Annotated in this window: 14 protein-coding genes; 2 read left to right on the top strand and 12 right to left on the bottom strand. The window is 61.2% G+C overall.

What is annotated here, in order from left to right:
• Positions 1-3 precede the first annotated feature (3 nt).
• The 7 genes from AC02Y0_RS06550 to AC02Y0_RS06520 all read right to left on the bottom strand — a co-directional run bounded on the left by AC02Y0_RS06550 (position 4) and on the right by AC02Y0_RS06520 (position 9,710).
• Complete coding sequence (locus tag AC02Y0_RS06550) at positions 4-2,148, bottom strand: hypothetical protein (protein WP_476383163.1); 2,145 nt, start codon at positions 2,146-2,148, stop codon at positions 4-6.
• A 142-nt stretch (positions 2,149-2,290) separates the two neighbouring features.
• Positions 2,291-2,656, bottom strand: a complete 366-nt coding sequence (locus AC02Y0_RS06545; RefSeq protein ID WP_476383162.1) for a hypothetical protein — start codon at positions 2,654-2,656, stop codon at positions 2,291-2,293.
• Positions 2,657-2,659: 3 nt separating this feature from the next.
• Entirely contained in the window at positions 2,660-3,196 is a 537-nt protein-coding gene (locus AC02Y0_RS06540) for a phage major tail tube protein (protein ID WP_476383160.1), read from the bottom strand.
• A gap of 30 nt (positions 3,197-3,226) precedes the next feature.
• Positions 3,227-4,705 (bottom strand): phage tail sheath protein, encoded by a 1,479-nt coding sequence (locus AC02Y0_RS06535; RefSeq protein ID WP_476383159.1) that lies wholly within the window; start codon positions 4,703-4,705, stop codon positions 3,227-3,229.
• Positions 4,706-4,798: 93 nt separating this feature from the next.
• Entirely contained in the window at positions 4,799-5,380 is a 582-nt protein-coding gene (locus AC02Y0_RS06530; protein WP_476383158.1) for a hypothetical protein, read from the bottom strand.
• Positions 5,381-5,389: 9 nt separating this feature from the next.
• Positions 5,390-6,511, bottom strand: coding sequence for a hypothetical protein (locus AC02Y0_RS06525; RefSeq protein ID WP_476383156.1), 1,122 nt, complete (start codon positions 6,509-6,511; stop codon positions 5,390-5,392).
• Positions 6,512-6,521: 10 nt separating this feature from the next.
• The gene (locus AC02Y0_RS06520; RefSeq protein ID WP_476383155.1) at positions 6,522-9,710 is read right to left on the bottom strand and encodes a DUF4815 domain-containing protein; all 3,189 of its coding nucleotides are present in this window, start codon (positions 9,708-9,710) and stop codon (positions 6,522-6,524) included.
• A gap of 281 nt (positions 9,711-9,991) precedes the next feature.
• Here AC02Y0_RS06520 and AC02Y0_RS06515 point away from each other — a divergent pair, with 281 nt between their 5' ends.
• Both AC02Y0_RS06515 and AC02Y0_RS06510 read left to right on the top strand, forming a co-directional pair.
• Positions 9,992-10,861: a tyrosine-type recombinase/integrase gene (locus AC02Y0_RS06515; protein WP_476383154.1), complete on the top strand. Its 870-nt coding sequence runs from the start codon at positions 9,992-9,994 to the stop codon at positions 10,859-10,861.
• Positions 10,862-11,010: 149 nt separating this feature from the next.
• Positions 11,011-12,024 (top strand): acyltransferase family protein, encoded by a 1,014-nt coding sequence (locus AC02Y0_RS06510; protein ID WP_476383153.1) that lies wholly within the window; start codon positions 11,011-11,013, stop codon positions 12,022-12,024.
• Positions 12,025-12,026: 2 nt separating this feature from the next.
• On the opposite strand, the gene AC02Y0_RS06505 is transcribed toward AC02Y0_RS06510, so the two are convergent.
• From AC02Y0_RS06505 to AC02Y0_RS06485, 5 genes are read right to left on the bottom strand one after another with little or no spacing between them, the layout of a single operon-like run.
• A complete protein-coding gene (locus tag AC02Y0_RS06505) occupies positions 12,027-14,258 on the bottom strand; it encodes a LamG domain-containing protein (protein WP_476383152.1) in 2,232 nt (743 codons plus the stop codon).
• Positions 14,258-14,698: a hypothetical protein gene (locus tag AC02Y0_RS06500; RefSeq protein ID WP_476383151.1), complete on the bottom strand. Its 441-nt coding sequence runs from the start codon at positions 14,696-14,698 to the stop codon at positions 14,258-14,260. The genes AC02Y0_RS06505 and AC02Y0_RS06500 overlap by 1 nt, the downstream gene beginning before the upstream one ends.
• Before the next feature lie 4 nt (positions 14,699-14,702).
• The gene (locus tag AC02Y0_RS06495; protein WP_476383149.1) at positions 14,703-15,968 is read right to left on the bottom strand and encodes a phage tail protein; all 1,266 of its coding nucleotides are present in this window, start codon (positions 15,966-15,968) and stop codon (positions 14,703-14,705) included.
• Positions 15,965-16,834, bottom strand: coding sequence for a baseplate J protein (locus AC02Y0_RS06490; RefSeq protein ID WP_476383148.1), 870 nt, complete (start codon positions 16,832-16,834; stop codon positions 15,965-15,967). Before AC02Y0_RS06490 ends, AC02Y0_RS06495 begins: the two co-directional genes overlap by 4 nt.
• Positions 16,834-17,214, bottom strand: a complete 381-nt coding sequence (locus AC02Y0_RS06485; RefSeq protein WP_476383147.1) for a GPW/gp25 family protein — start codon at positions 17,212-17,214, stop codon at positions 16,834-16,836. The genes AC02Y0_RS06490 and AC02Y0_RS06485 overlap by 1 nt, the downstream gene beginning before the upstream one ends.
• Positions 17,215-17,217: the final 3 nt, after the last annotated feature.

The raw sequence follows: 17,217 nt of genomic DNA, 5'->3' as shown, positions 1-17,217 counted from the left end.
GCATTACGGTGAAACCCCATAGTTGGTAAAGGAACGGCGGACTTCAGCATCGGCCTGCTGTCGAGCTCGTTGAGCTGCTGCGGACATCGTTGCGCCGATACCACTCAGGCCGGACTTGATCTGGTTGATCAGCGCCAGCGTGGCTTCCAGGTCGGACTTGTCGACGTTCGGCTTCGCGGTGACGTTGAGGGAGTCCTGGATCTCTTGTCCGGCATATTTGGCGGCATCGACCCCCGGGTAGTTCGCGAGGCGGTCGCCATGCGCCCCGGGGTCGCGGATGAGAGAACCGTAAGGAGTTGATGGCTGGTCCTGTATTGCTCGCTTCTCCGGGATGAAGGGATGAGTCTTTACCCACTCCTCGAAATCCCGGCGCAGCATGTTTCTTCGGGCCTCTGGATCAACCGGGCCGGACGAGCCGGAAAGAAGCGTGCCGAGTCCGGCCACACCAGCGATACGGCCGGCAAGCGCTGCCCATCCACCGGCGGCCTTGGCGGCCCCCTTGCCGCTCCCCCCGACGCTGCCAGCGGCACCGCCATTCAGGTTTGCTGCCGCGACCTGGAGAGCAACTGCAGCCGCATTCAGATTGGTTCCGGCGGTGATGAGACCCCAAATCGCGGCGGTCACCTTCCATGCCCCGAAGGCGGCCCCAACTCCCGCAGCTCCGATGCCGAGACGGGTCCCGATGTCTCCATCGCGCCACGACTTCTGAAGGGTGTTGATGGCGTCTGCCATCGTGTTCAGACCAGCGGCGATCTGCTCAGCTGGAAGCACTGCTGCGGCCAGGTTGGCCATGGAGTCCTTGAACCCCTTGAACGCGGAGAACGGATCCAGAGCATCGACGGAAGACGCTCCCTCAAGGCCTATGGCGCCCTGCATCATCCCGGACAAGCGGAGGTAGACATCGCGCTGGGTGATGGCTCTCTGGATGAAATCGCGCGCCAGTCGGTTGCTGGTGAACTTCTGCACGGCTTGAGCGATCGCCACCTCGGAGTTGAGGTCGATGCCATCCTTCTTGAGCGCGGGCACGATGTTATCGCTGACCCACTTCAACGGGTCCTGCGCGAAGCCCTCGGCATCCTTGAGCCCTTTATCATCGCGAAGTCCGAGCCTGCCCTGCTCAGTCAAAGCCTTCTTGGTGGCGGTGCCACCGACGAAGTTATCGAAGGTCGCACGGAGCTGGGTACCGGTATCGGAACCACCGGATTCCGCGATGAGGAACGGCAGCATGTTCTGCAGAAACTCGGGGCTGAAGACCTTGCCGGAGGTTCGGGCATACTTCACAGCCTGAGCGAAGGCCTCGGGGTCCATGTCCTTGCCCGTGATCTGCTGGGCACGGACGAAGGCGTCGAGCATCTGCTTGTAGAGCCCGGTGTCTTCAGTGATGTTGATGTTATCCATCGCCTTGTTGAATGCACGCAGACCCGTGATGGCCTGATCAGACCCGAAGGACAGGCCCAACATCTTGTAGGCCTGCACCATCTCCTCGGCGACACTGAACGCTGCCTCGGCGCTGGGCATGGCCAAGCGGGCCTCACGCATGATTTCCATGGCATCGGCCTGAGCGATACGGAAACGCTGGGCCAACTCCCCGGACTGCTTCTCGATCTGTTGCTGCTCACCCGCTGGGAGACCGGCAAAGTGCTGGCGAGCACGTTCACGCTGCTCATTCGAGGAGGCTGTGATCCCGGCGCGGGCTCCAACCCCGATCATGTAAGCCCCGGTGTAACCACCCATGGCAACCAGGGCCGGCTTCATGATCATCTGGAGATTGTTCGAGAACGACCTCGTCCGCTTCTCCATGTCACGGAAATGGGCATTCGACGCATTCTGGATGGCCGCGAAGTGGCCGAGGGTGGCCACCTTGAAGTTCTCAATTTCTGACTTCGCAGCAGCCTTAGACAGGTTTCGGGATGCGATGGAATGATGCAGTCGCTCCCATGCCGCCCTCACCTTATCGAGATCGGACGCTGAGGCACCAAGCTTGTCGAGCTGGGCGGTGAACCGGCCCCCGAACGGCATCGAGTTCAACCGACGCGCGGCTTGCTCGATGGAGGTCACGGCTCCGCCGACGGCCTGAGCGGTCTGCTTTGCCTTGCCGCTGGCATCGTCCTTGAACCGGAAGATGAGCTCGCCGATAAAGGTGCGCATTAACCCATGAACCTCATGCCCGCGATCTGGGCTTGGAATGAGGCCTTGGTGACCTCAAGATTGTATGCCTCGCAGTACCACTCCAAGATCTCGTTCCAGTCCCATGAAAGGACCGTCGGGATCGGAGTGGAGAAGGTGCTGCTTATTTGTCCGACGTATTCGCGCCAGTTCCGGACAGCAGCTCTACCGCCGCCTTCAAACGGCGGGGCATAAAAGCCTGAGCTTCCTCGTCGACCGTGAACTGGTCATCGGCATCCATGGCGTCCCAGACATCGATCGGGCACTGGACCACCGGAGGAAGGCTGAAGGCTTCTCCGCTGGCCATGCCTTCAACGTAGACCCGGATCTCCGCTCCGGTGCAGCGCCGGATCTCGACGCTGTCCCAGATCTTGCCGTCGAACTCGACTGGGAACTGGAGGGGCACCACTTTGGAGCGCCCCGCCGGGTTCACGATACGAGCAACAGGCGGCTCCTTGGGGGAGCCGTCAGCCGTGTTCTGTTCGGTCATGGATTAGACCCCCAGGCCGATGTTGCGGGCGACATCCCGGAAGATGGGATTGCCATCGATGCGGACGCCGTTGGGACCGGAGAAGACGTCGAGATAGTACTTCTCCTGGTCACCCAGCTTCAGCATGTAGTGGACGATTTCCCGGATCTCGTAGTCGGTGTCGACCTCGGTGTCCTTGCGGAATTCACCGACATCGACCTTGATCATCCGCCCCTCGATCACAGCGACCAGAGGGACGTCCTCCTGGGTGCGGACGTTAGAGACGTTGCCTCGGATCGTGTATTTGATGCGGCGGTTCGTCATGAACTTCGGCATCACATCCGGGTTCAAGCCGTTGAGCTTGAACGTCAGCGGCGAGATCGTGATCTTGCGCATGCCGACATCCATAGCCACGATACCGCCGCCGGGGTTGATGGTGCGGGTGGATTCCTCGAGCATCGGGACCTTCACCCCGTTGAGCGTGAGGAACTGGGAGTTATCGGGATTGTCGTCCCCCACGAAGAGGTTCGCCGTATCCAGATTGAAGATGGTAGCGGACATGATCAATTCTCCTGATCAGGTAGCCACGGCTCAAGCCGCGGTCAGAGTTCCGAGCTGGATGGCGATGTTGGAAACCATGGCGTCCAGGGCTTCCGGATAGCGACGGGAGCGGATGGTGACCTTCCGCAGCGGCGCCGGCTCTTCCATCTTGTAGGTGATGTCGAGCCAGCCCAGGCGGAGTTCCACCGGGTTGTTGTTGTCAGGCTCGAACAGCACCCGGTAGTCGATGATGTGTCCCTCGGCCCGAAGATTGGAGAGATGCGTCTCCATGGTGTTTGCCACCGCCTGAACCGTCTGAACGGTGAGATTGTAGCGGCCGAGGTAGAACCGGATCACCTTGATCTGGTTGATCTCGACGTAGGACCGGAGTCGGACGACATTGGCAAACAGCCACTGGCTGTCATCGGACAGGGTGTCGGTGCCCCAGAAGACATAGCCACCATCGGACAGGGAGCCGTCGACCCCGCTTTCCCCACGAACGACTACCCCGAACCGGGCCTCGATGTCGGCCATGCCCTCCGAGGCATCAGAGGTGATGTCCAACTTGATCTTCGGGGTCACCCCAACGAGGCCGTTGATGGACTGGTTTGCGATGGACCGGCTCGGGATGCCATCGACTTCCGCATCCCGCTTGGCATAAAGCGCGATGATGAAGGGAGACAGCGGCTTGGTGACGATGGAACCGTTGACCGAAACCTTGGCGTCCTGCCGCAGCGGGTGAGTGATGGCCGAGGAGCGAGGAAGTGTTTCCATCCATGCCAAGGCGAGAGCCCGAGAAGACGTCGGTCCCTCCGGCACGAACTGAGCCTTCAGGCGCTCAGCGATCGCTGGCAGGGTCTGGCAGATCTGGTTGGCAGCATCGCCAATGGTGGCGGTTGCCGCTGCACCAGTCCCCGCCCCTGCCGTGAGAACGAGCGTCGGAGCCGTGGCATAGGCCTTGCCGGTGTTGATGATATCAATGGACTGAACAGCCCCATCGGCAACACGAGCGATGCCGGCAAACCCGGTCCCGGAGCCACCGGTGGCGGTTACCGGGAAGTCAGCCGTGTAGCCGGACCCACCGTTGCTGACGGCGATCGAGGCCACCCCGGACTCCGTCTGTGAGGTGTAGCCGGGAACGATGATCAGTCGCGGCGTCTCCCCGAGCTCTTCCGCTGCGTTGAGAAGGGCCCACATCCCGGTACCGTTGGCTTCAGAGCCAAGGATGTTGGTGATGACTGCATCAACATCCTCGTCATGCGCGACACGGACAACGATGACCTTAGCGGCGGCATCAACGATCTGGGCAGAGATCGCGGACAGTGCATCAGGAAGAGTCCCAGTGCTGCCAAGCGCCTGACGCAGAGAACGATCGTTGGTCCGAACGAGGACGCAGGTGCTCAACGGGAACGTGGCAACGTTCGCCAACGGTGCGGTGCCGACAATGGCAATGACGCTCATGTCGGCGCCGAGGACTGCCTGAGCCTCGACGCCGTCACGGATATGCTTGATTCCCATGACCTGGGCCATCGTACTCTCCATTCAGTTCTGTGGCCGACCTCGGCCGTTGGGCAACAAAAAACCCGCCGGTTAAGGGCGGGTCTGGTTCGGGTCAGGCTGGCCTCACGGCCAGTGCTTGTCCGCTGCGTAATCCAGCGGGATCGGGTTCATCGCCTGCAGGGCAAAGCTTGCGGCGAAGATGGGTTGACGGTGCGCTGCGGCAGCGAGCAGAACATGCTGCCATTCCATGGCAGTCACGGTGACCGCACCGGTATTGGTGGTGATGTTGATCGGATGCCCGGGCTGGCCCACGAGGATGGCGGCATGCGAGGCCTTGGTGACCTCGTCCCAGCCCACCAGGTCGTTCGGCGTGGTGCCGATCTGATGAACGCCACGCTCGTCTCCGAAATCATGGTTGAAACCGAGAGAAAGGCGGCGCCAGCGTTCCGCAATCACCATCTCTTCAGTCGCGACATCGGGTGGTGTCGGCGTGGCCGTGGCCCTCTGCCTCGGCGAGTAGCCCCAGGCGCCATCGACGAAGCGGCGCACGAAGCCCTCGCGCTCGGCCGGCGGCGCCGTGGTCGTGGCACCGGCCGGGATCAGCCATTTCCGCTTGTCGAGCGGGTCCTGGTCCGGAACACCGGAGCCGAGGTAAACACCGGTCTGAGGGTCACAGAAGTGAACCGTGGGGATAGTCGTGCTCATGGATGTGCCTCAGAACTTGATCGCGGCGAGATGCGCGACGTTGCGGCCGCGCGCTTCATTGCCGCCGGAGGATAGGAGGCTGATGCCGGTGACAGCGGGCAGCATTCCTCCGACATAGCCGGCATTGGCGCTGACCGCGTTGTGGACTGTCGACAGACCGTCATTGTTGGTGCCGACACTGTTGAAGCCGGCGACCACGTGCGAGTGACCAGGGTCATTGACGCCGTGATTGTGCGCCAGGTTCTGGCTGGGCTGTGCCGAACCGAAGGGACGGCCGGGGTCGACACCACGGCCGTCGTCCCATGCACGAGGATGTTCACCGCGATTGTCCGGAAGCCGGAAAGTCCCGTTGCCATTATCGGCAAACCAGAACGGACCGGACACCCAGGAGCCAAGCGAAACCACATTCCCGCTATGCAGCGCCCAGTTCCAGAGCGCCGCATAAGTCGACTTCGACAGGCTGGCCCCGTTACGCTTGACATAGCCAGGCCGCGGCGTCGGCTGGCCGTCCAGTGTCGGAAGGCCGACGTCAATCGAGGCGTAACCGGTATAGTTCGCACCATTGGCACTGAAGGTCTGCCAGGTCATCACCCCGGCATAATCGTCATGCCAGAGCGGCCCGACATTGCTGCTCGGCAATGCGGCGCCTGTTGGCAGATAGCGGAGACGACCGGCGACGGCCTGGTCGAGCGCAGTGAGCACGCTGTTAACCGCCGATGCATCCGCCTTGCCGTTCAGCACGTTCTGCAGATTGGTGATCTGCGAAATCGTGTGACCGTGGTTGCCGAGCGCCGCCAGAGCCGAAGACGCAACCCACTTGCCTTCACTCGTCTTGACAAGGACGTAGTTGACAGGCGCCTCGGCTGCCCCGGTGACGTCTCCGAGATCGTCGAGGACAAAGGTCCGGTTCGCGGCCATCTTGCCGTTCAGCGCATCGACAAGCCCCTGAATGGCGCTGATTGGGTGGCCGTGATTCTGCGCCGCCTTGCCTTCGGCCAGCGTCTGGACCGCCTTCAATGCCAGATCGATGGCATCAAGCGTTTCGTCGCGGAGCCGATAGAACTCCTCGTCGATGTCCTTCTCGGTATCCGGTTTCGGCCAACCGTAGTTGGGTGTGCTGGAAGCTACCATCTGACCGTCCTCACATGATGCCGACGCCGAGGTCACCGATGATCAGGCGCGAAGCCGGACCGCCTGTGCCGGTGAGCCTGAGCTGGACGAGATCTCCGGTCTGGCCGGAAAGCTCATATTTCCGCTCCGTCCAGAGCGGATGTTGCAGCGCCTCGGTCTCCTCGAGCGGCACATCGACCCAGGAGCCGCCATCCTTGCGGATCTCGACATCAAGCGCCGAGCCACCGGGCAGGAAGGCTTTGAGATAAGCGGCAAGGCGCACCGAGGTCCCGAGCGCAAAGGCGCGGCTCACATAAGTGAGCTCTTCCTCGATACGGCCAGCGATCATCTCGACTGGCGCAAACAGGATCGGTGACAGCTTGGCCGTCCCACGCAGGACCGCGCGCAGCTCGACCGTATCGGTGATGTATTCCGTCAGCTGCAGCACCTGGAATGGAGCCAGGCGATAGATCGTGCCGTTCGACCGCTCGACCTCGAACTCGACGGAGCAGCCGGCAGAGGGCAGCTCGATAGCCGCCCGGATCTGCAGGTCGGAACACTCGACGAGATCGAAGCTGCCAAGTTCGACCGTCTTCGTCGTCACCGGATAGGTATTGGCAATAACCCGGAAGGCGAGCGCTTCATCCTGATGCGCGGTCCATGTCTCGGCATTGACCGACGAGAAGCGCGGGCCCGTGACATAAGGATGGCTGGTCACAAAGCGCTGCAGATCCGCGTCGAAGCCGCCAAGCTTGGCGATCGAAATCGAGTGCTCGGCATCGTCGGTCTTGATGACGAAGGCATGCTTGGTCTCTGGCCGCGTGGTGACGGCGAGATTGTAGCGCGCCGACTTCCAGCCCACGACAGCCGAGGCCATAGGCACCAGACCTTGCGCCGCGACTGCAGCCGTCGGATAGCCGTTATCGGTCGTGACTTGCTCGACAACGATATTGTTGGACGTGTCACCAATGGCACAGAGCCGGAAGTCGACACCGCAGATCTGCCGCGGCTCAGGCACCGCAAAGATCTGCGCCTGCGGGTCGGATGACCGGTCGCTCTGTCGCCCAAAGCCGATGTTGACGACAGCTTCCGGCGTCCACGTGTTGATCGTGGTCACCTGGCGCATGACGTCGATTTCGATCGTGCCCTGACCGGTAAACAGCGCGGTGGCCTCGGTACCGCCCATGCCCTTGGCATAGACGGTCTTCGTACCTGCCGTCACATTCGCCGGAATGTCGAAGCTGCCGGCCAGCACACCGGAGCCATTGGCCGTCGGCGTGCCCGCAGGCGTCACATCGATCCCGTCAAAGGTCAGCTCGTCGAGGATCTCACCTGCGCCAAAGCCTGATATCGTGAAGCTGAGCGAGATCTCCCGAAGGAAGTCCACCTGCTGCGTCCGCCGATCGACCAGCACCGAAGTCGTCGATGATGTTTGCAGGGGCCCGCCCGGCACTTGCGTGCCGCGGTTGAACTCCTGCGTCTGGGCTGAAAGCCACTGGGTCTGGCTGACCGTCCAGAAGTCGACAGCAGGTTCCAGTCGAAGAACGCCCGGGAGCGGCGTGAAATTGGCGTAAGGATTGATCTTCTCGCAGAGCGTCTTCAGCTCCTGGGAGACGATGACCTCCTCGACGGCGTCGAGCATGACCGGCTGGCTGAGATCGGCCGTGTAGAAGGTCGGCACGATGGCAAGCGTCAGCCGGCCATTCCCGATCGCTCCGCTCTGCGCCACGCCGGCATCGCGATAGGTATCGTCAATGAAGGGGTCGACAAAGGTGCCCTTCTTCGCCACCGGCTCGCGGAAGTCGATCGCATTGTTCAGCCGGTCGAGCTGGACGAGACGATCAAGATCGAGGATGCGGTCGAGATAGGGCCACAGCTGGTCCCAGCTGAGCGACGGCGTGCCGTCATTGATGACGACGGGCCGGTCGACCCAGTTGTTCTCGATCCGGGCAAGGTTGAGCGCATTGCCAGGCGCCACGGGTGCCCGCGGATTGGCGCGGGCCGAGAGACCCTTCACGTAGAGCGGCGACCCGTCCTCGGCCAGGCAGAGCCGGTCGATGCGCGGCATCTTCATCTGATAGGTGATGATGATGTCGCCACCATCCGCCCCGCCCGAAACCGTGATGGTATAGGGCGTGAAAGCGTCGGCCGTCACGAGCGCGCGGTAGCGATAGGTCACGGTATAGCTGGAGCCTGTCACAGGCTCATCGCCGGCAAGGCCCCAGTCAACGGAATTGTTGACCCGCGTGAAGTCTACACCCTGCGCATAGGTCGTTCCGTCTTGCGTGACGGAGCTGATCGACACCACGCCCGTATCGGGCAGACCATCGGCACCATTGGCAATCGCACCGCGCGTGACGACGACGGTCTTTTCCTTGGTGAGCAGGATCGAGTTGATGACCGCAATCGGCCCCTCGGCCACGGTGAAGGTATGCGAAGAGCCACCGGGGTAGGTCTGGGTCTCGCCGGCGATCAGCGCCTCGTCCCAATCCTCGACCTCGGCGTGGCGGAGCGCGACAAGCCGGGTCCGCTTCAACCCGTTGATGTTCGCCTCACCCTCGGAAATCGTGAAGACCTGGGCACCGGAATTGGCACCGAGCGCCGTCACCTTGCAGCCAGCCACGATATAGTTGCCGTTCGGCCGGTCATATTCCTGAATGGCCTGAAGTGCCGGCGCCAGGATGTTCGGGCCGACCTGGTCGAGGATGACGCCGTCCTGCAATGTGTAGACGGCGAAGAAATCCCCCTCCCCGTCATCACCGGCCCAGGCCCAGCTGGCTGTCCCGACCTCGCGTGCCGCACCGGGCTCTCCCTCGGCAGCCGAACCGGGCACAAGGCCGGTCAGCGTCGCATCGTCCTCATGGGTCAGATAGCTGGTGACAAGACGAATTCCGATCTCGATGCGGCCCGTCATCGGCACGTCTTCAAGAACAGCCTCATCGACCGGCCAGACATCGCCACGGGCATAGACGCGGCCAGCCGTCAGGGTCACGATTTCCGCGTCCTGGTCGACAACAGCCTCGCCGCGCTCGATGCGGTCACCATCACTGACGATCAGGCGACCAAGGCGTTCGGTGCGCGCACGCTGGATGGTCTGCGATTCGTTGAGCTCCGCACCCTGCACGAAGTGGCGATCGCCATAATGGACGACGCCCTGCCAGTCGCTGCGCCCCTGGGCACGGTCGAAGGCATTGGGCAACCCGCTGGGATGCTCGAACATCAGAACCTCACGATGAATGATATGGAAGCCGGCAGCAGTCAGCCGGCAAGGAATGAGAACACGGCGGCCCAGAAGGCAGCCGAAAGCACCGCAGCGAAAGCCACGGCTCGGAAACGCAGGGTTGGCATGGAAGCCTCGTCGACAACGCCGGAACGGCGGTTAACCACAACTCGAAGCTGTTTACACGACGAGTCACGCGTGGGGTAAAAACGGCAAGCGCCCCGCGATGCTGGACACATCCGGAGCGCTCTAACCGACACCAACCTAGTCAGGAGGTCAGCATGGCTGAGCAGAACCTATCCCCACGGCATTACCACATCAATAACGACGCAGAGCGCGGCTTTGAGCAGGCGGCGCAAAGCTATCTGGAGCACGGCGGCGAGAGCCGCTATCTCGGACCAATCGTCGAATATTTCGGAACGACGCCGATCCGCAGCATCTATCCCTTCGACATCCAGAAGATGGCCGAGACGCTTTACCCGCATCACAGTGGTGCCACCCGCAATCGACAGGCCATCACACCTGCCCGCGCCGTCCTGATGCATGCCTATGAACGAGGCTGGTGCAGCCTCATCCGCGTCAAGCGCTTCAAGGAAGCAAAGCCGAAGCGCTCCCGCCCGGCCTCGGCGATCTGGCTGCACGCCTTCACACGCCAGGCGGAGAAAGATGGGCTGCATCACCTCGCGGCAATCGTCATCTTCATGGCCCAGACCGGCGCCCGCGTCAGCGAGGCCGTGGCGCTGGAATGGCCCCAAGTCGATCTCGACGCGCGCACGGCGCTGTTGCTCAAGACCAAGACCGGCACCAATTCTGCCCGCGACCTTACTGATGAACTGGTGGCAAGGCTTCGCCAGCTGCGCGTCGACAGCCCAACAGACCGCGTCTTCCGCTACACCAACCGCCATTCGGTCAATGAGCGGATCAAGGCCGTCTGCGAGCGGGCCGAGATCCCGAACAAGTCACCGCATACCTGTGGCCGACATACCTTTGCCACGACAGCGATCGAGATGGGCGTCGATATCAAGACCGCCATGGAAGCCGGCGACTGGAAGAGCTCATCGGTCTTTCTGGAGACCTATGTGCATGCCCGCGTGAAGGCGAGCAGGCTGGTTGCCGACCGGCTGAACTTCCAGCAGTTCAGTGCGATGTGATCAGGCGGGGCCGGAGCGATCCGGCCCCCACACTTTAGGTTGGGGTGGTGGGTTCAATGTCCGCGACTCGGTTGCTTTCGAAGCAACTATGGAGTTTATCAACAATCGAACCTTGTGGATGACCAAGCCAGCAGAACATCGGGGTAAAGATGCTTATTTCAGTACAATACTTGCGGGCGCTCGCGGCGCTGGCCGTAACCTTTTTTCATCTGTTCCCCGTCTTTTTCCCTCAAGCCGGCAACATCTTCGCTTCAGGCGCCGCAGGAGTGGATGTGTTTTTCGTTATCTCCGGCTTCATCATGTGGCACATCACCAGTGAGAAAGCGGTGGGGCCCATAGACTTTCTCAAGCACCGCGTCATCCGCGTCGTTCCCTTGTATTGGTTGGTTACGTTGTGCCTGGCATTTGTCGTCAGCGTTAAGCCAAATCTGTTTCCACTCGATAGCGCCGAGGCGTCGCACATTGTTCTATCGATGCTGTTCATACCGCACATCAATCCAGCGACCGGAGCCATTGGCCCAATACTCATTCAGGGATGGACGCTGGAATACGAAGCGTTGTTTTACCTCTGCTTCGCCGCATCGCTTTTCCTCGCACCGTCTAAGAGGCTCGCCGCTCTCTCCACCTTGATACTGGTTCCAGTTCTCCTTGGGGCCATATTCCAGCCAACAGACGCACATTTGCGGTGGCTGACATCAACATTCATGGTTGAATTCTACCTCGGAATTCTGGTCGCTATAGCAGTAAGCAGAGGCGCTCTTATCCCCAAAGGTATTGCCATCAGCATGGCTATAATTTCGCTCGGGCTCATCGTCAGTGAAGCGATGGATCACGGCAGACTTTTGAAGTGGGGCGTCCCGTCTGCAATGCTCGTATGGGCCGCGATCTCAATTGAGAAAGATAAGGCGTTGATCAAAAGCAATGCTCTGCTGCTTCTCGGGAACGCTTCTTACTCAATTTATCTTGTGCACTATCTGGCATCTTCCGCGCTCAACATAGTGCTGGACGCGCTGGGGATTGATCGTCTTGGCGTCGGCCCTTTTGCCACTGCTGTAACGCTCGCAGTAATCGGCGGAATCTTGACGTACAAGCTGGTTGAACTGCCCGTTACCAACTGGCTCCGGCAGCCAAATGGCAGTGCCGGAGCCAGTCTGAGGAGATGAGGCTACGGCTGCGCCGTTGCCCCATCAATGGCGTAGCTGAATTGATCCCAGTCTGTGTTCGCGTCGGCAGATACACCAAGGCCGACCCAGCCCGCCGCAGCAATGCCGGTGTCTGTGAGATCAATAGCCCAAGTCCCCGGCTCAGACCCGCCATCAGCCCAAGCACGAGCGCGCAGAGTGCTGCCGCCAATTCTTGCACGAAGCCAGAACCAGCTATTAGCGCTCCACGAGAAGTTCGGCTGAGCGAGCGTGGTTGCGGTGCCGCTGACAAAGCGTGTGAGGATCAGTGAAGGCGTTGTCCCGATCTTGTTGAACAGGAAGCGATAGCCTGTTTCCGCTGCTGCCGATCCTGCGCCGCGCAAGATCACGCCGCCATAAGCTGCACCGTCTGCAAAGCCGCTGGTGCGGACCTTGATAAGCACCTCAACATTCGCAACCGATCCCGGCTGATCCCACGAAAGAGCGCCGCGAATGGTGCCGGAATTGGACGCACGGACGAAGCCGCCCGCATTCTCGACCCAATTCTCACCCGTCGCCCAACGGTCAGTCCAGCCGTCAGGGAACCCACCGCTACCGTTGTTGAAGTAGTCCGCATTCGGGTTTGCCACTGCACCAGTGCTGATGGTGCGCGTGACGGTCGTCGTCTGCCCAATAGCATTCGTACACGCGATCTGCAGCGTAGTCGTTTCAAGGGTGTCGGCGGTTCCGGTGATAGTGACGTTATCGGTTCCGTTCCCCGAAATCGTGAAGTCCGCTCCGCCTGCTGTTTCCGTCACAACGTAGGTGTGCGGCCCAAGGTTGCCAGAGTGGAAGTCGGCTTTTGCAACGGTCAGGCTGACGCTTGCCCCTTGCGCTGGTGACTGGTTGGCGAACAAGGAAGACTGAGGGGCCGGTGCCACGTTGAAGAACTTAACAGCACGGGCAGCCGCCCCGCCTACGTTACGCGTTCCAATGAACAGGATTGCGGTTCTACCGCCCTCTGTCTGCGGTACTGTCCCGCTGATCGCACGAGTGCTTTTGTTGACCGTCATGCCACCGGGGAGGAACGTCGGGAACGCGCTTTTCGTCGGAGCACCGGGGTTATCCATGTTATCGAACGCCGAGTAGATCTCTTCGACGTCAGGTGTGAAGCCGTAGATATCAGCAGCAGCCGGGAATGAGCTTGCCCAGCTCCCGCCTGGGGTAGTGTTGGTATCCGGCAGCACAACAAGCGCTGTGTTCTGCGGTGCGGAGGCGGGCGTCCACACGCGCCACCAATCAAAATCGATTGCTTTTGGCCAGTCAGCAGCGTTGTAGGAATACGCCTGCCAGCCCGCGTTAATCGCTAGCTCCAGTCGGATTTCATGCGCACCACGGAACCGAGCAACGCGCGCGTTCGTGTAGGTCGCTCGCTGCGTGAGAACGCCTTCAGTATTGATGTCGTCGTACTGGGTGACCGTGTTTCCACTCTTGCGCACCACCATCGTCACAAAGCGCCCGGTTGGCACGCTGCGAGGCGCGATGATAGTCTGAGTGACGTTGCCGCCACTGTCGACAGTCGAACCGTTGATGTTGGCCTCAAACGTCCTATCCGAACCAGACGTGCGCCCTTCGAAGAGGTCGTATTCCTGATAGTCGGGCCAAAGCAGCGCGCTTGTCCAAGCGGACGGCCACCATCCGGGGATGTCCGAAGCGCCGGCAGGGAACCTAGCCTTTGCCTCGAATACCCAATCGCCACTAACGGCAAGCATGAACGATGGCCATGTGCAAAGACGGCCAGAGTAGAGCGTCGGCTTGTTGCTGCCGTCACCGCCACCTAGCGAATATTCAGCCGGCGAGACGTCCTTGAGGTCGCTTGGAGCCGTCGCCGCTGTGATCGTCAGGATGGACGCAGACGCGTTCAACGGCTCATAGGGGAGCGCGGCCGAAAGCTGGCTGCGGTTGCCCCTGAAACCGGGGTCAACATAGATCATCGCATCGCCGGTAGCAGTCGCGAAGTTGTTCTGGCTGCGGCGCGAGCCGCTTTGGGGAGCGGAGGACGAATAACGACCGGACTTTACGGCGGTAGACCAGCGAGACGGCAATGAGTTGAAATCATCGCCTGCGGTCAGAACCAGCCCCTCATAAGGCGTGCCAGCTTCACCAGCCTGCCCAATGGTCACGCCGCCGATGGCCTCGCCACCCCCACCACCCTTGGGAGGGGTGGCAATGCCGATGCGGCCGATCGCCGATCCGATTTGACCGACCCCAAGCATCAGGCAACCACCGGGAAGATGTGCAGGAAGCCGTCGGCGGTATCGCGGATATGCGCGATGCGCTGGCCGGACGTGATCTGCAAATGGAACTTCTCGCCGGCCTCCATCGGAATGCCGGTTGCGGCCGTGACCTCCGGCGTGCCGGTACCAGCAACCGGCAGAACATACATCTTCGCCGATGCCACCAGCATCACCTCGGTTGCTGCAATCGCTGCGCTTAGCGCCGAGGCCGAACCGACATTGACGCGTGTCCCCGTGCCATACCTGCGGGTTCCAACCTTGCCGGTCAGCGCCGGCAGGATGGCGTCGGTAAGGGCGTCGGCAACTGCCTCGAGCAGTACATTGCCAGCGTCCTGCTTGGCGCCCTTGGCGGGATCGGCATTCGGCGTGAACGTCCGCCGGACGAGATCGCCATCAAGAAACGGAAACGGATCGGTCATCAGATCACTCCTCGGCGAGTATCGGCAGGAACTGGGTGTTCTGGCCGAGATTGAAGGTCACGTTGTAGGTGAAGCTCAGTTCGAGCTCTTGAGCCAGAATCGGCAGGTATTGCGTGGCTGAACCACGCGTGAAGTTGAACCAGGGCCTCAGCGGCGCATCGAAGGACAACAGGAACTTCACCTGTTCGCGCACTGTGCGACGAAGCGGAACCCCGATCTCCTGCACCGCAATCGCCTCGCCGCCGACGAGCTCGCCGGGATCCAGCCAGAGCCGTCCGGGCTTCACACCGGCGCCAAGTGTCGCACCAACTGTGAGCTCGACAGTTGCAGCAAGGACGCCGTCGGCATCCTCGAAATCCGTCATTGCCTCGGCATAGACAGAACGCCCCGCAGCAATCGGCTGATAGCGGTCGGTTCCGATCGAGTAGCGACCCGTCACCTGAAAATCGACGGCCCGCACGGCACGGCATCGACGATGGCCGATGACCTCTCCGTCCTCATCGCGGAACGTCGCCCAGAGTGTGCGCGTGGTGAACCAGGCGGCCATCAGCGAGCGGCGCTGCGAATCCGGATTGTCTGCCCACTTCACCGTCGCCGTCGCCCAGGGGTATGACATCGTCACCCACGGCGTTCCGGCCTGGTCAGGCGGCTCGATCCAGTTGCCGATGGCCTCGCCTTCGTCCTGGCTTAGCGTGTGGCGAAACTCCGAGACCCGACCGAACGACCAGACAGTGCCATCGGCCACGAGCCGGACGCCGCTCTCCTGATCGAGATGGCAGTCGTCGAGGCGGGTCGTGTCCCCTTCCAGCGGCTGGATATCATAGCCATGCACGCCACGGCGGAGATCCGAACGGAACGGCAGCGACAGCCGCGTGATGCCCTCGATGCGGGCAAGCAGCGGATTGTCGTTGGCAGGCAACTCCGGAAACCGCAGCTGGCAGGAATTCCACCAGGCGCGGCCATGCCAGGCCGGTTCGGCCGTCGCTGTGATGCCGATGAAGGAAAGCCCCTTCTTCAAGCCACCATAGGTGCCGCGGATCCGGAACCACTTCACGCCCTCGCTCAACACGTCATAGACGTTGTCGACGTAAGGCGTCAGCATGCCCAGGCCGAACTCGTAAACAAGGAACGGCAGGAAGCTCGGTGGCGGGTTTTCCTTTGACGTCGTGATGGCGCGAACGGAATCGTTCATCGCCGTCCAACGTCCGGCATGGCCTGCCTCTACAGCAAGCTCAAATGGCTCCGACGATACAGGAAGAAGCGACGTCAAAACGCTCTCCCGCGGAGGGTTGGAGTTACTGTTCCCAGAGCAAGCGCCGAGGACGGAGGTGCGATCACATCCCCTGCTGGCGCAGTGGCGATGATCTTGTGAACTCCGGATATCATCAGTTTAGATACCCACCATTCCCGGATTAGATCGCGGCCCAAGGCTTGTTCGGCCGCCCATGCGGATCTCAGCGCCGCAACCGAGCGGGTGACCGTTGCTTCCTCGGCATCAGGCAGGAGCCAGATATCGAAGGCGAGGTTTACGACCGTCAGCACCGCTGAGGAAACGACGAATTCATCATTGACGAGCTGGACGTCTTCATTCGTCAGCGCCGCCCGGACGATGTCCAGAAGACCTTGGCTGGCCACCCCATTTGGCTCAGTTGAGTAGACGGAGACATAGATCAGCGGCGATCGGTCCCCACGAGATACCTCCACGCTGGCGACCCGAATATCCGCCCCCATCACGATGCTCTTATACCGCTCCTTCGGTCCACCAGTGGAGCGACCCTGGATGGCAAGGATGACGCGAAGCTTCAAGCGGGCGTCGAGCTCACCTTCAAGTCTTGAGATATCGTAGAACGCCGCCAGCTGATCGAGGTCGGAACCAGTAGCAAATGCCAGCAACCTGGCTCTCGCTGCTTCGTTTATTCTCGCCCGGAGCAGGAGCTCCCGATAGGCCTCCGCCTCGTTGATGATGACCGCTGGGTCCGTTTCCAGCATGGAAACATCGTAGTCCGGAAGGTCGGGATAAGTGACCCGAAGAGTAGCCCAGCGCTGCTTGAACTCAGCCAGTTGCCGCGAGACGATGGTCTCATACGACAGCTCCTGCACCACCGAAGGCGCCGGCAGTGTGTTCAGGTCAATCATCAGTTCGCCGCCCGTAATGTGATGGTATCACCCGAGATGGAAACGAAGGCCTTTGCCTGCTCCCAATCAAGGTGTGCATATGGTCGGTATCGCCCCACCAACGTGAAGTCGGTGAAGCCTTGCTGGGTCATGCTGTTGACCTCGAAATGCGAGATCTTAAAGCGAGGCTCGAAGAGTTCGCAGAGCATGTAGAGGGTATTGAACCAGAGCAGGATGGTGGCATCCGTCTGGTTTTCGCCCAGAAGCTTGAGGCCTGGGTTTCCGAACCACTCCCGCATCACTCTCTCGCCCTGACGGGTGGAGAAGATCTTGGTCAGGGACTGCAGCACCTCAGGGAAGCCTGAGATGACCTCCCCGGAGCGCGCATTGACCCCCGTCACGTC

It is taken from the genome of Allorhizobium sp. nf9_anc (assembly GCF_056323085.1).
Note: the sequence above shows the minus strand (reverse complement) of the source record. Positions and strands in the feature narration are given on the sequence as shown.